Consider the following 18,452-nt stretch of genomic DNA (forward strand, 5'->3'; position numbering starts at 1 on the left):
GGTCTGTGGGACCAAGCCGCAATTGACTAGGATCTGGCTAAGGTTTGAGTTAGGTCCGATGAGAGCGCACGACAGAGAATGCGTGCGGGAAATCATATCTGTGAGTTGACTGGACGAGGGATGTCGAACTCCGAACCGTTGAGCGTGAAGCCGATCGTCGCCAGCTCCAGTCTCCGGACCTTGGCCTATGAGGCGCTGAAGAGTGCCATCACCAACATGGACATCTACGGGCGTCCGGACGAGGTGCGGCTCGATGAGCGGAAGCTGTCGCAGGATCTCGGCGTCAGCCGGACTCCGGTGCGCGAGGCGCTGACGGTCCTCGAACAGGAGGGCTTCGTCCGCTCGGAGGCACGGCGCGGCGTCTTCGTCATCAAAAAGAACAAGCGCGAGATCGTCAGCATGATCCACGCGTGGACGGCGTTGGAGAGCATGGCGGCGCGTCTCGCCTGTACGCGGGCGACCGACGCGCAGCTCCGCTCGCTGCGGGAATCCTTCCCGGAATTCTACGAAGGGCAGCCGGCCGAGCACATCGACGAATACTCGGATGCCAACATCCGTTTCCACCAGCGCATCATTGCCCTGGGCCATTGCGACGCCATCGCGGATCTCACCAGTAATCTTCTGATGCATGTCCGCGGCATCCGCAGCACGGCATTGCGGCAGGGTGACCGGGCGGAGCGGTCGATCCGGGAACACGTCGCCATCATCGCCGCGCTCGAAGCCCGGGATGCCGATCTCGCCGAGCGTCTCGTGCGCGAGCACGGCCTCGGCTTGGCGCATCACGTCGACACCTACGGCGATTACCTCGACTAGGATCGGGTCGCCGCGACCCGTCGCGCGGCACAAACTCTCCGGCGCGTCGCAGACCTCAGCTCTGATGCGACGGCTGAATCCCGACGCGATATGCCGGCTCGAGGCAATCGAATCAGTTCGGTAAATCGGATCAGCCGGCGGTCGGGAAAGTGCTTCTCGCCGGTGTCGAAGCCGTTGGTGATGGCAGTGCTGTGCCATGCCCGTAGGTTTGCCTCCGACGTGCCTCCGGCGGCGTGGTCAGTCCCTTCGACACTGTGACTCCGATACCGTCGCCGACTGCACTGCAATATTCGCTTGTGCGCGATCGAGCGGTATCTTTGATCGGTTGGGCCGATCCGAGCGCATGCGTGGGGCACATTGCTCGAGAAAACGGCCAGCAATCTGACCTGCATGCATGGTGAGCATGCGCGGTATTCGATATCTGGCATACCAGACAAGGGCCGGGCATGGCACTTATCGCATCGCAGCATATGACGCGATGACGTCGTTTCGGAGAGTGCTATGACCGTCAGCTTCCTCGTTCTGTTCGCCGCGTTCGCGGCTTGCCTGCCCTGCTGGCCGTAAAGTACGCGGACTTCCTGAGCTCGGCTCCCGATGCTGATCGTTCGGCCGTCGGCCCCGCGCGCGAAGTCTGCAAGGCGAAGCTCGCCTGAGACGCATTTAAACCGACGCCGTCGCGCTGCTGACTGCGTAGGGTTAACGCTTTCCTCAAAGCTTCCCGCTAAGGTCAACACATCGTTGACCATGCGGGCGAGGGAGCGACCGTGTTGGCCGTCGGCCCCCTACCGCGATTCTCTGTGACCCCGTTCGTCCTGCTGATCTCGGATCGGCCGACCGAGCGAGTGGGGCTGGAGCGGGCGATCGCCTTGGTGATGGATTGCTGGGCCATATCGCCCGGCGCCGCCGTCCCGCACGAGCGGCCTCACCTGATCATTCTGGATCTGCCTCCCGCGCAAGTCGCGCGGATCGAGCCCGCCCTCAGCTATCCCGGGCCGCGAATACCGCGCCTGATGCTCGTCCGCGGGGAGCCGGCGCCCGCAGCTCCGCAGATCCGCCAGCTGCCCGCGGTCGCAGCCCGTCAGGTCGTTCTGGCGAACGCGTTCGCGATGATCGAGGAGGCGACGCGCTCGGCGCAGGTGCGGGAGCGACGGCTCGCCGAGCACGTCTCGCAGGCGACCGCACTCGTGGCCGAACTGTTCGACAGCGCTGCCCTCGGCGCGCGGTTCCAGCGGGCCGACATCGACCGCGGTACTGAATTGGTGCTGGCGGCCGTCTCGGAAGTGGGCATCGCGGCTTGGCTTGCCGAAGTCTGGCGCCACGATATCGGCGTCTACCAGCACACCCTCGGTGTCGCTGGTCACGCCGCGACGTTCGGCGCGCAGATCGGGCTCGGACGCGCAGATCTCGCGCGGCTGGTGAGTTCGGCACTCCTGCATGATATCGGCAAGTCGCGCATTCCCATCGAGATCCTGAACAAGCCGGGCCCGCTCAATCCTGAAGAGCTTCGCTTGATGCAGCGACATCCCGATATCGGCGCCGATCTGCTGCTGGCGCAGGGCGGCTTCGAGGATGCGGTGATCGACGTGGTCCGCCATCATCACGAGCGGCTTGACGGCAAGGGCTATCCGGATCGGCTGTCCGGCCCCGCGATATCGGACCTCGTCCGCATCGTGACGATCTGCGACGTGTACTCGGCGCTGACGGAACGGCGGACCTACCGGCAGCCTGCCAGCGCCGCGGAGGCCTTGGCCATCATGACGGACAGCAGCGGCCACCTCGATACCGCGCTGCTGCGCGCCTTCGCGCCCGCGATGCTGGGAAGCGCCGCCCTGGCCGCGTAAGGACCTGCCGGCGTGGCACGGCGGCCACGATCGCGCGCCGGAAATTCCCGTCTCGTCCGCCGCCGCGCTTTCGCCGCAACCGGGCCGGAGTGAGGCGCGCAGACCTCTCCAACGCGCCAGTCCAACCGTGACGAAACTGAATCCCGCCCTCGCCCTGACCCTGCTGTTGACGCTGACGGGCTGCGGCGGCCTCTCGTTCGCGCCCGAGCCGACTGTCGAGAACGCGACCCAGCCGGCGATCCTCGGCGAGGTGTCGGCTGCGGCGGCCATCTCGGCCTATCGCCTCCAGCACGGGCTGAGCCCCGTGGTGGTGGATCCCGCACTGGTGAAGGCTGCGGCGTTCCAGGCCGGCAACAATGCGCGCCATGGGCAGCTCAGCCACGAGATCGGTGGCAGCTTCACCTCACGCATGGCATCGGCAGGCTTGGCGAAGTCTTGGGCCGCCGAGAACCTGAGCGCCGGATCCGAGACCCTCGACCAGGTGCTCGCCCGGTGGAAGGCCAGCCCCGAGCACAACAAGAACATGCTGCTCCCACAGATCCGGCGGATCGGAATCGCACGGGTCGACGCGCCGGGCACCCGCTACAAGCGGTTCTGGGCCCTCGTGATGGCAGGCGCCTGACGCGCTACGGATCGGCCGGCGCGAGATCGACGATCCGGAGCTGCGCCCGCTCGGCGCCGCGCCAGCGATCGCACGACAGGGTTCCCGCCACGTGCATCTCGCGGCCGATCCCGTTCAGCAGCGCGAGGCCGAGCGGTCGCTCGGCGGCCCGGAAGCAGATCGCCCCGACGGCCTGCCCATCGCGGCTGCGCAGGCGTGCCCGGACGTGGCTTGATCCCACGACCCCGGCATCGACCAGCCGATGCCGTCCGAGCGCGAAGACGGGCTCCGGCGCACCCTGGCCGAACGGTCCTGCACGCTGAATCAACCGGACAGTCTCCGCGGTCGCACCCCCTGCACTGAGGCCGCCATCGATCAGCAGGGCATCGGCCGCGCGCGCGACGGCAACGCTCGCCCCGAGCAGCGTTGTCAGATGCGCCTCGAAGCGCGGAATATCGTCGGCGCGCACCGTCACGCCGGCCGCCATGGCATGGCCGCCGCCCTTGCTGGCGAGCCCCGCCTCCACGCAGGCCCGAACCGCGAGGCCGAGATCGGCCCCGGGGATCGAACGGCCTGAACCCGTGGCGCTGCCATCCGGGCGAATCGCGAACGCGAAGGCCGGTCGGTTGAAGCGCTCCTTCAGCCGCGACGCGATCAGCCCGACGACGCCCGGGTGCCACTCGGCACTCGCCGTGACCAGAACGGCGCGTGCCGGATCAAGGCTTAGCGCGCGCTCCATTTCGGCCTCTGCCTCCATGACGGCCTGCGCCTCGATGGCTTGCCGCTCGCGGTTCAGCCGGTCGAGTTCGGCGGCGATCCGTGCGGCCTCGACCGGGTCGGCCGTGGTCAGAAGCCGGGCGCCGAGCCCCGAATTGCCGATGCGGCCGCCGGCATTGATCCTCGGCCCCAGCACGAAGCCGAGATGCCAGGATTCCGGCGGTTCGATCAACGAGGCCGCGTCGAGGAGCGCGGCCAACCCCGTCCGGCTGCGATGACGCATCACCGTCAGACCTTGTGTCACGAAGGCGCGGTTGAGGCCGGTGAGCGGCACCACGTCGGCAACGGTGGCCAGCGCCACGAGGTCGAGGGCATCGGTAAGGACGGGCTCGGGCCGGGTCGGCCCGAAAAACCCCTCCTGCCGCAGGGCGCGGTTGAGGGCGACGAGCGTCAGAAAGACGATCCCGGCGGCGCACAGGTGGCCGAGACCGGAGAGGTCGTCGAGTCGATTCGGGTTCACGACCGCACGCGCCGGCGGCAGGACCTCCGAGGCGGCGTGGTGATCGAGGACGATGACGTCGAGCCCCGACTTCTCGGCTTCCTCCAGCGGTCCGTGTCCGCTCGTTCCGCAATCGACGCAGACGAGCAGGGTCGCGCCCTCCGCTGCCAAAGCGGTGATCGCCGCCACGTTGGGCCCGTAACCCTCGGTGATCCGGTCCGGGATGTGGATGGGTGCTTTCAGGCCGAGGCCGCGCAGATAGCCCGCCAGCAGAGCGGCGCTGGCAGCTCCGTCAACGTCGTAGTCGCCGAAGATCGCCACGGTCTCGTTCCGCCGCACGGCGCGGACGAGCCGACGCACCGCCGCATCCATGTCGAGCAGCGTGTCGGGATCCGGCATCAGGTCCCGGAGCCGCGGTGCGAGGTGACGAGCGGATTCCTCCGGTATCACGCCGCGGCTGGCGAGGACGCGGGCCAGCAGCTCGGGCAGCCCGTGGGCCTGCACCATCTTGGCGATGTGGTTCTGGATGGCCGCGCCGCCGCAGCGCTCCTGCCACCGCCGTCCGGTCACGGAGGCGGCCACACCCAGGAAGGCAGGCTGTTCGGCGAGGAGCGGGGCGCAGGACACGGGCGTCATCCTACACCGCGTCGGTCGCGGACGCGCGGGCGTCGCCGCAACAGCGCAGCCAAACCAAGCGGGGGCCGAAACGACAAAGGGCGGGCATCTCTGCCCGCCCCTGCCGCACACCCGAGGGTTGAACGATCAGAAGGATTTCAGGATGCTGTCGGCGACCTTCTTGGCGTCGCCGAACAGCATCATGGTGTTGTCGCGGAAGAACACCTCGTTCTCGACACCCGCGTAGCCCGAGCCCATACCGCGCTTGATGAACAGCACGGTCTTGGCCTTCTCCACGTCCAGGATCGGCATGCCGTAGATCGGCGACGCCTTGTCGGTCTTGGCGGCCGGATTGGTGACGTCGTTGGCGCCGATCACGAAGGCGACGTCCGCCTGCGGGAACTCACCGTTGATGTCCTCGAGCTCGAACACCTCGTCGTAGGGCACGTTCGCCTCGGCGAGCAGCACGTTCATGTGACCCGGCATGCGGCCCGCCACCGGGTGGATGGCGTACTTCACGTCGACGCCCTCCTTCTTCAGCATGTCGGCCATCTCGCGGAGCGAGTGCTGCGCCTGGGCGACCGCCATGCCGTAGCCCGGGACGATGATGACGCGCTCGGCGTTCTTCATGATGTAGGCCGCGTCATCGGCCGAGCCCTGCTTGACCGGGCGCGTCTCGACCTGACCGGATCCGGCCACGGCGGTATCGCCGCCGAACCCGCCCAGGATGACCGAGATGAACGACCGGTTCATCGCGTGGCACATGATGTAGGACAGGATCGCGCCCGACGAGCCGACCAGCGAGCCGGTGATGATCAGCGCGAGATTGCCGAGGGTGAAGCCGATGCCGGCCGCGGCCCAGCCCGAGTAGGAGTTGAGCATCGACACGACCACCGGCATGTCGGCGCCGCCGATCGGGATGATGATCAGGCCGCCGAGCACCAGCGAGGCGATGACGATCAGCCAGAAGATCGCCTTCGACTCGGTGCCGATGAACAGGGCGAGCAGCAGCACGAGACCGGCGGCCAGCAACCCGTTGATGAGGTGGCGCTGGGGCAGCATGATCGGCTTGCCGGACATGCGCCCGTCGAGCTTGGCGAACGCGATCACCGAGCCGGTGAAGGTGATCGCGCCGATGGCGACGCCGAGCCCCATCTCGAACAGCGACTGCTTGTGGAAGTGGCCGTTCTCGATGATGCCGAAGGCCTGCGGGGCATAGAGCGCACCGGCTGCCACGAACACCGCCGCGAGACCGACGAGCGAGTGGAAGGCCGCGACGAGCTGCGGCATCGCGGTCATCGGCACGCGCTTGGCGATCACCGCGCCGGCGCCGCCGCCGATGCCGAGGCCGAGGAGCACCAGGATCCAGGCACCGATCCCGGCCGGCGGGTGGCCGACCAGCGTGGTCAGGATGGCCAGCCCCATACCGACCATGCCGTACAGGTTGCCCTGCCGGGAGGTGGTGGGGTGCGAGAGCCCCCGCAGCGCCATGATGAACAGGACGCCGGCGACGATATAGAGAAGGGAGGAGACGTTCTCAGACACCGGCTCAGCCCTTCTTCTTGTACATGCCGAGCATGCGCTGCGTGACGAGGAAGCCCCCGAAGATGTTCACGCTGGCGAGCACGATGCCGATGAAGCCGAAGAACCGGGCCAGCCCGGTGCCCTTCTCGATGAGCGGAACGCCGACCGCGAGGATCGCGCCGACGATGATCACCGAGGAGATCGCGTTGGTGACCGACATCAGCGGCGTGTGGAGCGCCGGTGTCACCGACCAGACCACGTAATACCCGACGAAGATCGCCAGCACGAAGATCGCCAGCCGGAAGACCGTGGGATCGACGGCGCCGCCGGTGGCGGCGCTGAGCCCGTGGCCCATGCCGTCGGCGATGACCTGGGCCTGATCGGCCGCGTTGCGGGCGACCGCGGCAGCGGCCCGTGCGGCATCGGCCAGCACACGGGCCTGATCGGCTGCCTGATCGGGAGGGACGATGACGGTTGCCATTCTGCTACTCCTCTCGACCGGTCTTCACTGCGCGCCGGAGGCCTTGTTGGCCTCCGACTTTGCGAGCCCCACGGACGCGGCCTCCGAGGCCGGTCCATCGGTCTTGGGCTGGAAGGATGCGTGGACGACGGAGCCGTCTCGGGTGAGGTTCGTGGCCTTCACCAGCTCGTCGTCCCAGTTGATGGCGAGCGCCTTCGACTCCTTGTCGATCAGGGTCTCGGCGAACGCGTAGAGGTTGCGCGCGTAGAGGCTCGACGCCGTTGCAGCGAGACGGCCGGGGACGTTGACGTGGCCGACGATCTTCACGCCGCGATCCGTGGTGACGACCTCGCCGGCCTTGGCTCCGGCGACATTGCCGCCGCGCTCGACCGCGAGATCCACCAGGACCGAGCCCGGCTTCATGGACGCGACCATCTCCTCGGAGACCAGCTTCGGCGCCGGCCGACCCGGGATCAGCGCGGTGGTGATCACGATGTCCTGCTTGGCGATGTGGCCCTTGACCAGCTCCGCCTGCTTCTTCTGGTACTCGGCCGACATCTCCTTGGCGTAGCCGCCGGCAGTCTCAGCCTGCTTGAACTCGTCGTCCTCGACGGCGACGAACTTGGCGCCGAGCGACTCGACCTGCTCCTTGGTGGCGGGGCGCACGTCGGTGGCGGTCACGACGGCGCCGAGGCGTCGCGCCGTGGCGATGGCCTGCAGCCCGGCGACGCCGACACCCATCACGAAGACGCGGGCGGCCGGCACGGTGCCGGCGGCGGTCATCATCATCGGCATGGCCCGGCCGTACTCGGCGGCACCGTCGACCACCGCGCGGTAACCCGCGAGGTTCGCCTGCGAGGAGAGAACGTCCATGACCTGCGCGCGGGTGATCCGCGGCATCAGCTCCATGGCGAAGCCCGCGACGCCGGCATCGGCCATCGCCTTGAGGGCGGCCTCGTTGCCGTAGGGATCCATGATCGCGATCACGGTCGCGCCGCGCTTGAGCTGCGGCAGCTCCTCGCCACTCGGGCGCCGCACCTTCAGGACGAGATCGGCGTCGCGCGCCGCGTCGGCCGCGCTTCCCGCGACCTCAGCGCCCACCGCCTCGTACTCGGAGTCTAGAATGCCGGCCTTCTGGCCCGCTCCCGACTGCACCACGACGTCGGCTCCGAGAGACTTGAACTTCTTGACGGTCTCGGGGACCGCGGCCACGCGCGGTTCCGCGGAGTCCGTCTCGGACAGCACAGCAATGCGCATGCGAGGATTCCCCTGGATAAGCTCGGCCCTTCGAATGCGCGAACCCTCGCGGCTTTTCGAGATGCGGACCTGCGGCGCAATGGTGGAACTTGGCCGAATGTAACTTGTGGTCAAGCTAATCAACGACCACGCGTCGGCCGCCCGCTCAGAGATCCCATGAGCGGGCTGAATGTTGGAGGGCGGACGGTCCGGAGACCGCCCCAGCAGCCTCAGGCGAAGAAGAGGTAGAGCAGCAGCAGGATGGCGACGACCAGCGGTCCACGCCAGCCCACGGCCGGGGCCAGGGCGCCGACCGCGCCCGCCGCACCCGAGACAATCACGCCGACGATCGCCAGAAGCCACGCTTCGCGAATCCCGCCGACGGCCAGCGCCAGCACCCAGCAGATCACGACGCCGGTGCCGATCTCGACGAAGCGGACGAAGCCGCGATAGGTCTGCTCGTGCGTCCGCGCGTCCATCGCCGGGCTGTAGGTGTGCCCGGCCACCGTGTCACTCTCAGCCATCGTGCGCTCGTTTCCCTAAGACGCGACTTCTTGCGGTCACGGTGGGATGTAGCTCAAGCGTTTACCTGCCGCAATCGGACGCACGCAAGTTGATCGCTCTCTCGAGGGGTCTACGCCGGGTATCAGGCCGGGTTCGGAAGCCCCGCCTCGGCCAGCGCCTGGCCCTGGCGTTCGGCCAGCGTGTCCAGCGAGAAGTGCTCGATCTCGGCCTCGAACAACCGGTGGTAGTTAAGCTCCGACCGTAGGTGGAGAAACACCGCGCCGAGGCCGACCGCTGCGCGATCCATGAACACGAATTCCTGGGGGACTGTCACCGGGCCGCGCTCCTTCAGGGCCTGATGCACCTCGAAGGCCTGACGCCGGCCGTACTCGCCGGGCTTCACGCCGTCCGCGACGGTCCGGGTCCGGTCTTCCAGAAGGGGGCCGTAGATGAAGCGCGCCCAGATGTTCAGGATCTCGATCTTCTCCCGGTCGAGGTTCTTGAAGCCCCAGACCTCGTAGGCGTGGACGATTCGCGCCTCGTCGCCGGTCAGAAGGCCGCGGTAGAGATCTACGACGCCGCCGACGAAGCGGGGATGGAAGATGCGCACACAGCCGTAATCCAGGAGATTGATTCCGGCGGCCTCACCGCCCTCCGAGAAGACCGTGTAGTTCCCCAGATGCGGATCGCCGTGGATCACCGCGGCGCGGCTGAACGGGTGCCACCACGCCTTGAACATTGCCTGCGCGATGCGGTTGCGGATCTCGACCGGTTCCTCCGCAAAGCCGAGGATCTTGTCGCCGTCGAGCCAGCCGAGCGTCAGGAGGCGCTTGGTCGACAGGTCCGGGTAGATCTTCGGCACGCGCACCGCCGCGATGTCCTTGAGGACCGCGCCGTAGAGGGCGGCATGCTTCGCCTCGCGCTCGTAGTCGAGTTCCTCTCGGACGCGCGCACCGATCTCCTTGGCGATCTCGCGGGTGTCCAGCCAGGAATTCATCCGCCGATGCAGCGCGAAGGCGAGTTCCAGCTGCTTGAGGTCGGCCTCCACGGCCGATTGCATATCCGGGTACTGAAGCTTGCAGGCGAGTCGCTCGCCATCCTTGGTGGTGGCGCGGTGGACTTGGCCGAGCGAGGCCGCGGCCGCCGGCTTCAGGTCGAAGCTGCCGAACCGCGCCTGCCAGCCGGCGCCGAGCTCGGACTGCATGCGGCGGCGGACGAAGGCAGCGCCCATGGGCGGCGCGTCGGCCTGGAGCTTCTGCAATTCGGCCGCGTATTCGGGCGGCAGAAGGTCCGGCACGGTGGCCAGCAATTGGGCCACCTTCATGATCGGCCCCTTCAGGCCGCCGAGCGCCTGGGCCAGGGCTGCGGCGTTGGTCGTGCCCTCCTTGCCGAACAGCCGGGACATCGCCATCCGGGCGGCGACGCCCCCGACATTGGCGCCCACGCTGGCGTAGCGCCCGGCGCGGGCGGAGAAGCGGTTGGCTTCGCGATCGGTCTCGGCCATCTCTCGGTCTGCTTGTCTGCGGCTGACCGGGAGATATGCCGCGGGCGCTCGGACGCCAGGGGCGTGGGTCCCTGCGCCGCGGGGACCCGCGATGACCGGCCTCGCGCGAGGCCGGCCGATCGGTCGTCAGCCCTGCCCTTCCATCCCTTCCAGCTCCGCGATCATCCCCTCGATCATCCCGAGGCCGATCTGCCAGAACCCCGGATCCTTCGCGTCCAGGCCGAAGGGCGCCAGCAACTCGCCGTAGGGCTTCGAGCCACCCGCCGAGAGCAGCGCGAAGTAACGCTCGACGAAGCCCTCCTCCGCCTGCGCATAGACCCCATAGAGCGAGTTCACGAGGCAGTCGCCGAACGCGTAGGCGTAGACGTAGAACGGCGAGTGGATGAAGTGCGGGATGTAGGCCCAGAACGGCTCGTAGCCGGCATCCAGCGTGATCGCCGGGCCGAGCGACTCGGCCTGCACCGACAGCCACAGGGCGTTGATCTGATCGGTGGTCAGCTCACCCTTGGCGCGGGCGAGATGGACCTTCCGTTCGAACGAGTAGAACGCGATCTGGCGCACCACCGTGTTGATCATGTCCTCGACCTTGGCGGCGAGCATCGCCCGGCGCTGGGTCGTGTCGGTGGTGGCCCCGAGCAGCTTGCGGAACGTCAGCATCTCGCCGAACACGCTCGCGGTCTCGGCCAGCGTCAGGGGCGTCGGCGCCATCAGGGCGCCGTTCGGGCCGGCCAGCACCTGATGGACACCGTGGCCGAGTTCGTGGGCCAGGGTCATCACGTCCCGTGGCTTGCCCTGATAATTCACGAGCACGTAGGGGTGGACGGACGGCACCGTCGGGTGCGCGAAGGCCCCCGGCGCCTTGCCGGGCCGGGTCGGCGCATCGATCCAGCTCTCGTCGAAGAAGCGCCGGGCGATGCCCGCCATCTTGGGCGAGAACGCGTCGTAGGCCGACAACACCGTGTCGCGCGCCTCGGACCACGGAATCGTGCGTTGCTCGACCTTCGGCAGCGGCGCGTTGCGGTCCCAATAGGGCAGCGTCTCCTGCCCGAACCACTTCGCCTTCAGCTTGTAATAGCGGTGCGACAGGCGCGGATAGGCCGCCCGCACGGCATCGACCAGGGCCTCCACCACCTCGGGCTCGACCCGGTTGGCGAGGTGACGCGCGTCGGCGACGTCCTTGAAGCCGCGCCAGCGGTCGGAGATCTCCTTGTCCTTTGCCAGCGTGTTGGTGATCAGCGTGAAGACGCGCAGATGGCCGCGCAACACGTCGCTGACCGCGCCGGCGGCCTCCTTGCGGACGGCACCGTCGGAATCCTGGAGCTTGTTGAGCGTGGGCTCCAGCGGCATCTCCTCGCCCTGCACGGTGAAGCGCAGGGAGGCGATCGTCTCGTTGAACAGCCGGTCCCAGGCCGCGTTCGACGTGACCGACTTTTCGAGGAACAGCTTCTCTGTCCGGTCGCCGAGCTGGTGCGGCTTCTCCCGGCGGAGATCCTCGATCCAGGGCGCGTAGCGGGCGAGCGGACCGTCGGCCATCGCGGCATTCACCGCCGCGTCGCCGACCCGGTTCAGCTCCAGGGCGAAGAACAGCAGGTCGGACGAGGCGTTCGTCAGCCGCTCGCGCGTGTCGCCGTAGAACTTCGCCCGCGCCTCGTCGGTGGTGTCGCTGGAATAGACCAGCCCGGCGAAGGACATCAGCTTGCCGAGAAGATCCTCGATCCCCTCGTAGGCGCGGACCGCCTCGGCGAGGCGTGCCGACGCGTCGGCGCCGGAGGCGATCTCCGCGATGCGTCCGGCATAGGTCTCGGAGAAGCGCCGGCACTCTTCCTCGGCACGGCTCATGTCCGCGGCGAATTCCGGGTCGCCGAGGCCGGCATAGAGATCCGAGAGATCCCATTCCGGGAGATGGCCGAGGTCGGCAGCCTTCGCGGCGGCGCGCGCGGCGCTCACGCCTTCCGGCAGTCGGACGTTCACCGGCGATGCGGTGTGGCTCGGCATCATGTCGCGCGTTCCTCTGAAAAGGGGCTCGGCCCCGTACCCTGATATCGAGTGTGCCGCCACGCGTTCAACGCGGCCGGTTGGCGTGGCCCGGTACGGCGCCTGACGATCCGGTGGAAACGTCGTTAAGCGCCACTTTACGTCTCTCGGTCACCTTACGGCTCGAAACGAAACAGTCGCCGAATCGGAGCCTGCGGCCGGGACAAGTCCTGTGCCGCGTCATTCGATCCGCGCCGTTCAGGAGCCGCCATGTCCACAACCGTGCTCATCGTGGACGACGATCCGGTCCAGCGGCGTCTCGCCGAGGCGGCGGTGCGCCGCTTCGGCTTCGAGGCGCGGGTCGCCGAGACGGGCGCGGAAGCTCTCACGCTGCTGAAATCCGAGGGCGCGGACGTGGTGCTCCTCGACCTGGTCATGCCGGAACTCGACGGACTCGGCGTGCTGGCGGAGATGCGCAAGAACGGGCTCGCCACGCCGGTCATCGTTCAGACGTCCAACGGCTCGATCGACACGGTGGTCACCGCCATGCGGGCCGGCGCCGTCGACTTTGTCGTCAAGCCGGCCGGCGCCGAGCGGCTGCAGGTCTCGATCAAGAACGCCCTGCGGGTCGACACCCTGGAGGAGGAGGTGCGCCGCATGCGCCGTCGCGCCTCCGGCGCGCTCACCTTCAAGGACCTGACCTCCAAGAGCCCCGACATGGAGCGGGTCATCCGCCTCGCCGAGCGGGCCGCGAAATCCAACATTCCGGTGCTCATCGAGGGCGAGTCCGGCGTCGGCAAGGAAGTGCTCGCCCGGGCGATCCAGGGGTCCGGCGACCGGCGCGGCAAGCCGTTCGTGACCGTCAATTGCGGGGCTATCCCCGAGAACCTCGTGGAATCGACCCTTTTCGGCCACGAGAAGGGTGCGTTCACGGGCGCCACCGAGAAGCATGCCGGCAAGTTCGCCGAGGCTTCGGGCGGCACCCTCTTCCTCGACGAGATCGGCGAGCTTCCGCTCGATGCCCAGGTGAAGCTGTTGCGCGCCCTACAGGAGGGCGAGGTCGACCCGGTCGGCGGCAAGCGCTCGGTGCGGGTCGATATCCGCCTCGTCTCGGCCACCAACCGTTCGCTGCTCGACCTCGTGAAGCAGGGGAAGTTCCGCGAGGACCTGTATTACCGCCTCAACGTCTTCCCGATGACCCTGCCGCCGCTGCGGGCGCGCCGCGAGGACATTCCCGATCTCGTCCGCTCGTTCTGCGCGCGCTTCGCCGCCGAGGAGGGGAAGCGGGTCCGGGCGATCAGCCCGGAGGCCATGGCACTGCTCACCCGCTATCCCTGGCCCGGCAACGTCCGCCAACTGGAGAACGCCCTGTTCCGCGCCGTGGTCCTCGCCGACGGGGACGAGTTGACGGTCGCCGAGTTCCCGCAGATCGCCGCGCAGGTTGAGGGCTTCGACGTGCGCATTCCGGCGGCCCCCACTCAGGCGCAGATGCCGGCCTACGTTCCTGAGCCGGTCCGCGAGATCGTGCGCGTCGAGGTTCGCGATCCGCACGCCATGTCCCTCGTCGCCGAGGAGACCGGCGAGATGAAGCCGATGGACGTGCTCGAGGCGGAGATCATCCGCTACGCCCTGCAATTCTACCGTCAGCGGATGTCGGAGGTGTCGCGCCGCCTCGGCATCGGTCGGTCCACGCTCTATCGCAAGCTGAAGGACCTCGGCCTCGAGGACGGGGAGAAGACCGAGGACGCCGCTTGAGCGGGCGGTACGTGCGCTAGCGCACCACCCGTATTGGGCGGCCCTGCCGCTCCGAGAGCTGGACGCTGCTGACCGCTCTCGGACGATAACAAGTCAGATCAAAAGCTGTGCAGACTTGAAGTCGCGACGGCAGCCGCTGGACCAAACTTCTATTCACGAAGACTGCGGTTGCCCAATGCCACGCTTACGCGGATAATCACAATCTGAGCGTGCGGCCCTGCCGCCGCACCCCGGGAGATCACGATGCGCGTCCCGCGCTCCAGCCTCATGGCGCTGGCCGCCCTCTTGACCGGCACGTTGGCTTCGGCCGGCGCCTTCGGTGCTGAAACGGCCGCGCTCGACAAGGCGCTCGCCGATACGCCGCCGTCGTCGTCGCCCGCGCAATCCGCGCCGTCGGATCCCGTCACGACGGCGCTTCCCGATTACAAGCCGGACGCGCCCGCCGCCGAGCCCGCGCCAGCTCCGACGGTTGCGGCGCCGGTCGCGCCCGCTGACCCCCTCGGTGCCGCAATCCTAGCCCGCTTCGGTGACAACGCGCCCCTGCTCCTGCGCCTCACGGCCAAGGATCGCGACGCGATCCGGTCGTTCTACGAGGCGCGCGCCTACAAGCCGCTCTGGATCGCCGACGGTGCCTGGACCGAGGCCGCGAAGGCGGTCGCGGCACGGCTCGCGGCCGCCGGCGAGGACGGGCTCGACGCGCATGCCTACACGGTTCCCAACCTCGCCGAGAAGCCGGACGAGAAGGCCGTGGCGGATGCCGAGCTGCGCTTGTCCGCTGCGGCCGTCCTCTACGCCCGCGACGCGCGTGGCGGCCGGATCAATCTCGCGTCGATCTCGCGGCTGATCACTCCGAAGCTCGATCTGCCCGCCGGGAACGAGGTGCTGGCGAAGCTGGCCGATGCCGGCGCGAAGACCGGCGATACGCTTCAAAGCTACAACCCGGCCACCCCGGGCTTTCTGGCCCTGAAGACGCGGCTCGCCTCTCTGCGCGGGCCGGCGCCCGCGGCGGTGAGGCCGCTGCGGCTGCCGTCCGGCCCGGCCCTTCGCGTCGGGATGCGCGATCCGCGCGTTCCGCTTCTGCGCGCGCATTTCGGGCTCGAGACCCGGCCTGCCGGCACGTTCGACCGCGGCCCCGGCGAGCCGGAGGATTATGATTCCGTCGTCGCCGAAGCGGTCGCCAAGTTCCAGCGCGGCCGCGGGCTGCCCGGAAACGGCGTCCTGAACGTCCAGACCGTTCTGGCTCTGGCCGATGCCGGCCGGTCGGCGCGCCCGACGGGCGGCGAGGCCGAGCTGATCGTCAACATGGAGCGCTGGCGCTGGCTGCCGGGCGATCTCGGGTCCGACTACATCCTGGTCAACATTCCCGAATATCGGCTGCGCGCCTATCGCGGCGGCACCCTGCGCGACGAGGCGCGCGTCATCGTCGGTAAGCCGGAATCGCGCACGCCGCTGTTCTCGGGGCTGATGGAATACGCCGTCGTCAACCCGTCCTGGTACGTGCCGCCGTCCATCCTGAAGACGATGGCGCCGAAGCTCGCCGGCTACGGCGGCAAGACCTGGGGCGGCTACGAGGTCGTCCGCCATGGCGGCCACATCTCGCTGCGCCAGCCGCCGGGCGAGCGCAACGCGCTCGGCTTCATCAAGTTCATGTTCCCGAACCAGCACGCGGTCTATCTGCACGATACGCCGAACCGCTCGCTGTTCTCGGCCTCCAAGCGCGACTTCAGCCACGGATGCGTGCGCGTGGACGATCCGTTCCGCCTCGCGGACGTGGTCCTGCCGGATTGGTCCGAGGAGCGGCTGAAGAAGCTGATCGGCAAGGGCGAGCGCACGCTCCGGCTGCCGGAGAAGCTGCCGGTGCACCTCGCCTACTTCACCGCCTATGTCGACGATGGCGGCACCTACCGCACCCTGCCCGACCTCTACGGATACGACGCGCCGATGCGTGCAGCCCTCGGGCTGCCAGGTGGCGGGAATCCGGCGATGGCCCGGCTGCCGGACGAGGCGCCGCGGCGCAAGGCCGAGCGTACGGCGACATCTGCGCCGGCGCGCACCGTTCAGCGCCGGGTGACGCACCGTCACGTCGCCGACGAGTGGCCGGACAACCGCTACGAAGAGGTGACCGTACCCCGCCGTGCGTCGCGCCGCGCCGCGCGGGCCGACAGCGCTCCGGAATTCGGCGAGCCCGGACTCTGGACGCCGGCCCCGCAGCAGCCGGCCCCGCGGAGCTGGTGGTAGCCGAAGGTCTTCGGCAGTCCGCAACTTTCGCGTGCGCGGCCGCACAGCCGGGCACGATTTCGCCACGGTCGAGCCTTAGCCGTTTCAGCCGGGAACCCGGCCTGACACCCGCCGGGCACACGCGCCGGCAGAGGATCAGGACTATCGTGCCGAGTCTCCCGCGCCCTCTCCGCACCTTCGCCCTGGCCCTGACGGGCGTCGCGCTGGGCCTGATCGCCGGCACGGCCGAGACCGAGGACGCGGTGGCGAACGGCGACACGCGCGCGCTCACGATCTACCACACGCACACGCAGGAGAGCGCGACCATCACGTTCAAGCGGGACGGCCGCTACGACCGCGCGGCGCTCGAGCAGCTGAACTGGCTCCTGCGCGACTGGCGCGTCAACGAGCCCACCAAGATGGATCCGCGCCTGTTCGACACGGTCTGGGAGGCCTACCGGCAGGTCGGTGCCAGCCAGCCGATCCACGTCGTCTCCGCCTACCGTTCGCCCGGCACCAACGCGATGTTGCGCCGCCGCTCCAAGATGGTGGCCGAGTACAGCCAGCACATGCTTGGCAAGGCCATGGACTTCTTCCTGCCGGACGTCTCCATCGATCGCATCCGCGAGGTCGGCCTCCAGATGCAGCGCGGCGGCGTCGGCTGGTACCCGCATGCCGGTACCCCGTTCGTGCACCTCGATGTCGGCTCCGTGCGCATGTGGCCGCGCATGACGCACGATCAGCTCGCCCGCCTGTTCCCCGACGGCAAGACCGTGCTGCTGCCGAGCGACAACCGGCCCTTCCCGCGCTACGAGGAGGCGAAGGCCGAGATCCTTGCCCGAGGCGGTACCGTGGCCGGCCTCACCACCCAGATGGCGAGCGGCGAGGAAGAGGACGGGCCGGGCCTGTTCGGCTTCCTGGCGAGCCTGTTCGGTGGCGGCCGCTCCGCTCCGGAGCCCGCGCCGGCGCCTGCGCCGCCTGCCGTCGCGGCGAAGGCCCGCCGGGCACCCGTCGTGGCCGTCGCGAGCGCCGACCCGCAGGACCCGGTCGGCACGCGGACTGCCCTCGCCTACGCGGCGCCCGCGGCCGACGATTCCCTGCGCGGCTCGCTGGTGCCGCGCGAGCAGGCTAAGGCGCCTGACGGCAAGCCCGCCGACGTCAAGTCGCTGCTGACCGGGGCTCAGCCAGCCGCCGCGGCCGAGGAGGCGGTGCTGTCGGTGGTGGCGCCGCTGCCGCCGCGCCGGCCCTCGGATATTGCCGCCGTCGTGGCGGCCATCACGATGCCGCTCCCACCGCCGCGGCCGGTCCAGTTCGCCGCGCTGAATAGCGGTATGGCCAACCTCCCGACACCGCTCGAAAGCCGGGCCTCGATGCCGGCGCCGGCCCGGGCCCGCGCCCTGGTTGCTCCGGATGCCGACGCCAAGATTCAGCTGCGTGCCCTGTTCGACGCGGTGTCGGCCGGTGCCGTGGCGTCGCCGGCGAGCCGCAACGCGCCGGTCCGCGTCGCGGCCACCCGTGTCCGCGATACGGCACCCGATGCCGTGGTCGCGGCAGCGCCGGATCGCGTCGCGACGCGGTTCAGCGCGCGTAGCCCCGGCGATGACCTGACCGCGGCCCGGTTCACGGGATCGGCGGCCCGCGCCGTTTCAGGGTCGCGCTGAATCCGGCACACCGACCGGCCGATCCGGATTCGATTGCTCGTTCAAGCATCGCGTGAACGCGGCTGACGGTTCGATCCCGATCGAGTCAGGCTGCCGGAAAGACCGATCGGCGCCGTTCCCGGACGAACTCAGCGCAGCGGCTTCGAGAGATTGACCGCCAGGGCCGCCACGAGCGTCGCCGCGTAGCTGTCATCCTGGGTTCCGGCGATCCGCTCGGCCTCGCCGCCGCTGTTGGCTGCGACCGACATCATCAGCATCACGGCCGTCGTCAGGCCGCCCAGGCCCGCGACCAGCGCCAGGTAGGCGCGCACCGCGGCGCTTGGGGCCGCCACCACCGCGTGGGTCTCGCCGACGCACATCGGGCTGGAATCAGGATGGATCATGGCCGATGATTCCGACGGGTGACGCAGGCCCCGGGGCGGATCGACTAGGAACACGCGCAACCCGTCGGCTCAAGCAGTCAACGTGCCGTTCTGGAGCGGGTTCGTACGGACGAAAACATTTTCAACCGGTATTTGACCGGTTGGTTGA

At 68.7% G+C, this 18,452-nt stretch carries 14 protein-coding genes; 6 read left to right on the top strand and 8 right to left on the bottom strand.

The window, feature by feature from the left end; genetic code table 11:
- The first annotated feature begins 120 nt into the window (after positions 1-120).
- The 3 genes from M6G65_RS16505 to M6G65_RS16515 all read left to right on the top strand — a co-directional run bounded on the left by M6G65_RS16505 (position 121) and on the right by M6G65_RS16515 (position 3,276).
- Entirely contained in the window at positions 121-813 is a 693-nt protein-coding gene (locus M6G65_RS16505) for a GntR family transcriptional regulator (RefSeq protein WP_238195177.1), read from the top strand.
- A gap of 1,106 nt (positions 814-1,919) precedes the next feature.
- Positions 1,920-2,654 carry an HD-GYP domain-containing protein gene (locus tag M6G65_RS16510; protein ID WP_238195175.1) on the top strand — a complete coding sequence of 245 codons (735 nt, stop codon included), beginning with the start codon at positions 1,920-1,922 and terminating at the stop codon, positions 2,652-2,654.
- Positions 2,655-2,781: 127 nt separating this feature from the next.
- Positions 2,782-3,276, top strand: a complete 495-nt coding sequence (locus M6G65_RS16515) for a CAP domain-containing protein (protein ID WP_250104192.1) — start codon at positions 2,782-2,784, stop codon at positions 3,274-3,276.
- A 4-nt stretch (positions 3,277-3,280) separates the two neighbouring features.
- Here M6G65_RS16515 and recJ read toward each other — a convergent pair whose 3' ends face one another.
- From recJ to M6G65_RS16550, 7 genes are all read right to left on the bottom strand, one after another.
- The gene (recJ, locus tag M6G65_RS16520) at positions 3,281-5,107 is read right to left on the bottom strand and encodes a single-stranded-DNA-specific exonuclease RecJ (protein WP_238195173.1); all 1,827 of its coding nucleotides are present in this window, start codon (positions 5,105-5,107) and stop codon (positions 3,281-3,283) included.
- 126 nt (positions 5,108-5,233) lie between these two features.
- Entirely contained in the window at positions 5,234-6,631 is a 1,398-nt protein-coding gene (locus tag M6G65_RS16525) for an NAD(P)(+) transhydrogenase (Re/Si-specific) subunit beta (protein ID WP_250104193.1), read from the bottom strand.
- A 4-nt stretch (positions 6,632-6,635) separates the two neighbouring features.
- Positions 6,636-7,091: a proton-translocating transhydrogenase family protein gene (locus M6G65_RS16530; RefSeq protein ID WP_192707681.1), complete on the bottom strand. Its 456-nt coding sequence runs from the start codon at positions 7,089-7,091 to the stop codon at positions 6,636-6,638.
- A 24-nt stretch (positions 7,092-7,115) separates the two neighbouring features.
- The gene (locus M6G65_RS16535; protein WP_238195171.1) at positions 7,116-8,327 is read right to left on the bottom strand and encodes a Re/Si-specific NAD(P)(+) transhydrogenase subunit alpha; all 1,212 of its coding nucleotides are present in this window, start codon (positions 8,325-8,327) and stop codon (positions 7,116-7,118) included.
- Positions 8,328-8,536: 209 nt separating this feature from the next.
- Positions 8,537-8,830 carry an aa3-type cytochrome c oxidase subunit IV gene (locus tag M6G65_RS16540; protein WP_192707679.1) on the bottom strand — a complete coding sequence of 98 codons (294 nt, stop codon included), beginning with the start codon at positions 8,828-8,830 and terminating at the stop codon, positions 8,537-8,539.
- 122 nt (positions 8,831-8,952) lie between these two features.
- Positions 8,953-10,314 carry an ABC1 kinase family protein gene (locus M6G65_RS16545; protein WP_238195170.1) on the bottom strand — a complete coding sequence of 454 codons (1,362 nt, stop codon included), beginning with the start codon at positions 10,312-10,314 and terminating at the stop codon, positions 8,953-8,955.
- A gap of 126 nt (positions 10,315-10,440) precedes the next feature.
- Positions 10,441-12,312, bottom strand: coding sequence for a M3 family oligoendopeptidase (locus tag M6G65_RS16550; RefSeq protein WP_250102565.1), 1,872 nt, complete (start codon positions 12,310-12,312; stop codon positions 10,441-10,443).
- Positions 12,313-12,558: 246 nt separating this feature from the next.
- Between M6G65_RS16550 and M6G65_RS16555 the strand changes: the two genes are divergently transcribed.
- From M6G65_RS16555 to M6G65_RS16565, 3 genes are all read left to right on the top strand, one after another.
- Complete coding sequence (locus M6G65_RS16555) at positions 12,559-14,043, top strand: sigma-54-dependent transcriptional regulator (protein WP_250102566.1); 1,485 nt, start codon at positions 12,559-12,561, stop codon at positions 14,041-14,043.
- Between the two features lie 243 nt (positions 14,044-14,286).
- Positions 14,287-16,281, top strand: a complete 1,995-nt coding sequence (locus M6G65_RS16560) for a L,D-transpeptidase family protein (protein WP_238195167.1) — start codon at positions 14,287-14,289, stop codon at positions 16,279-16,281.
- A 146-nt stretch (positions 16,282-16,427) separates the two neighbouring features.
- Positions 16,428-17,921, top strand: a complete 1,494-nt coding sequence (locus M6G65_RS16565; RefSeq protein WP_238195166.1) for a peptidoglycan L,D-endopeptidase MepK — start codon at positions 16,428-16,430, stop codon at positions 17,919-17,921.
- 128 nt (positions 17,922-18,049) lie between these two features.
- Here the strand turns inward: M6G65_RS16565 and M6G65_RS16570 are convergent, their stop codons facing one another.
- Positions 18,050-18,304 (bottom strand): hypothetical protein, encoded by a 255-nt coding sequence (locus tag M6G65_RS16570; protein ID WP_238195165.1) that lies wholly within the window; start codon positions 18,302-18,304, stop codon positions 18,050-18,052.
- Between the last annotated feature and the right edge of the window lie 148 nt (positions 18,305-18,452).

This window comes from Methylobacterium tardum (genome assembly GCF_023546765.1).
Lineage (GTDB): Bacteria > Pseudomonadota > Alphaproteobacteria > Rhizobiales > Beijerinckiaceae > Methylobacterium > Methylobacterium tardum.

Excerpts from the sequence above, each read along its gene's own strand:
- M6G65_RS16505 (WP_238195177.1), top strand. The coding sequence starts at position 121 with ATGTCGAACTCCGAACCGTTGAGCGTGAAGCCGATCGTCGCCAGCTCC.
- M6G65_RS16535 (WP_238195171.1), bottom strand. The coding sequence starts at position 8,327 with ATGCGCATTGCTGTGCTGTCCGAGACGGACTCCGCGGAACCGCGCGTG.
- M6G65_RS16570 (WP_238195165.1), bottom strand. The coding sequence starts at position 18,304 with ATGATCCATCCTGATTCCAGCCCGATGTGCGTCGGCGAGACCCACGCG.
- M6G65_RS16550 (WP_250102565.1), bottom strand. The coding sequence starts at position 12,312 with ATGATGCCGAGCCACACCGCATCGCCGGTGAACGTCCGACTGCCGGAA.
- M6G65_RS16530 (WP_192707681.1), bottom strand. The coding sequence starts at position 7,091 with ATGGCAACCGTCATCGTCCCTCCCGATCAGGCAGCCGATCAGGCCCGT.
- recJ (WP_238195173.1), bottom strand. The coding sequence starts at position 5,107 with ATGACGCCCGTGTCCTGCGCCCCGCTCCTCGCCGAACAGCCTGCCTTC.
- M6G65_RS16545 (WP_238195170.1), bottom strand. The coding sequence starts at position 10,314 with ATGGCCGAGACCGATCGCGAAGCCAACCGCTTCTCCGCCCGCGCCGGG.
- M6G65_RS16560 (WP_238195167.1), top strand. The coding sequence starts at position 14,287 with ATGCGCGTCCCGCGCTCCAGCCTCATGGCGCTGGCCGCCCTCTTGACC.
- M6G65_RS16510 (WP_238195175.1), top strand. The coding sequence starts at position 1,920 with ATGATCGAGGAGGCGACGCGCTCGGCGCAGGTGCGGGAGCGACGGCTC.
- M6G65_RS16555 (WP_250102566.1), top strand. The coding sequence starts at position 12,559 with ATGTCCACAACCGTGCTCATCGTGGACGACGATCCGGTCCAGCGGCGT.
- M6G65_RS16540 (WP_192707679.1), bottom strand. The coding sequence starts at position 8,830 with ATGGCTGAGAGTGACACGGTGGCCGGGCACACCTACAGCCCGGCGATG.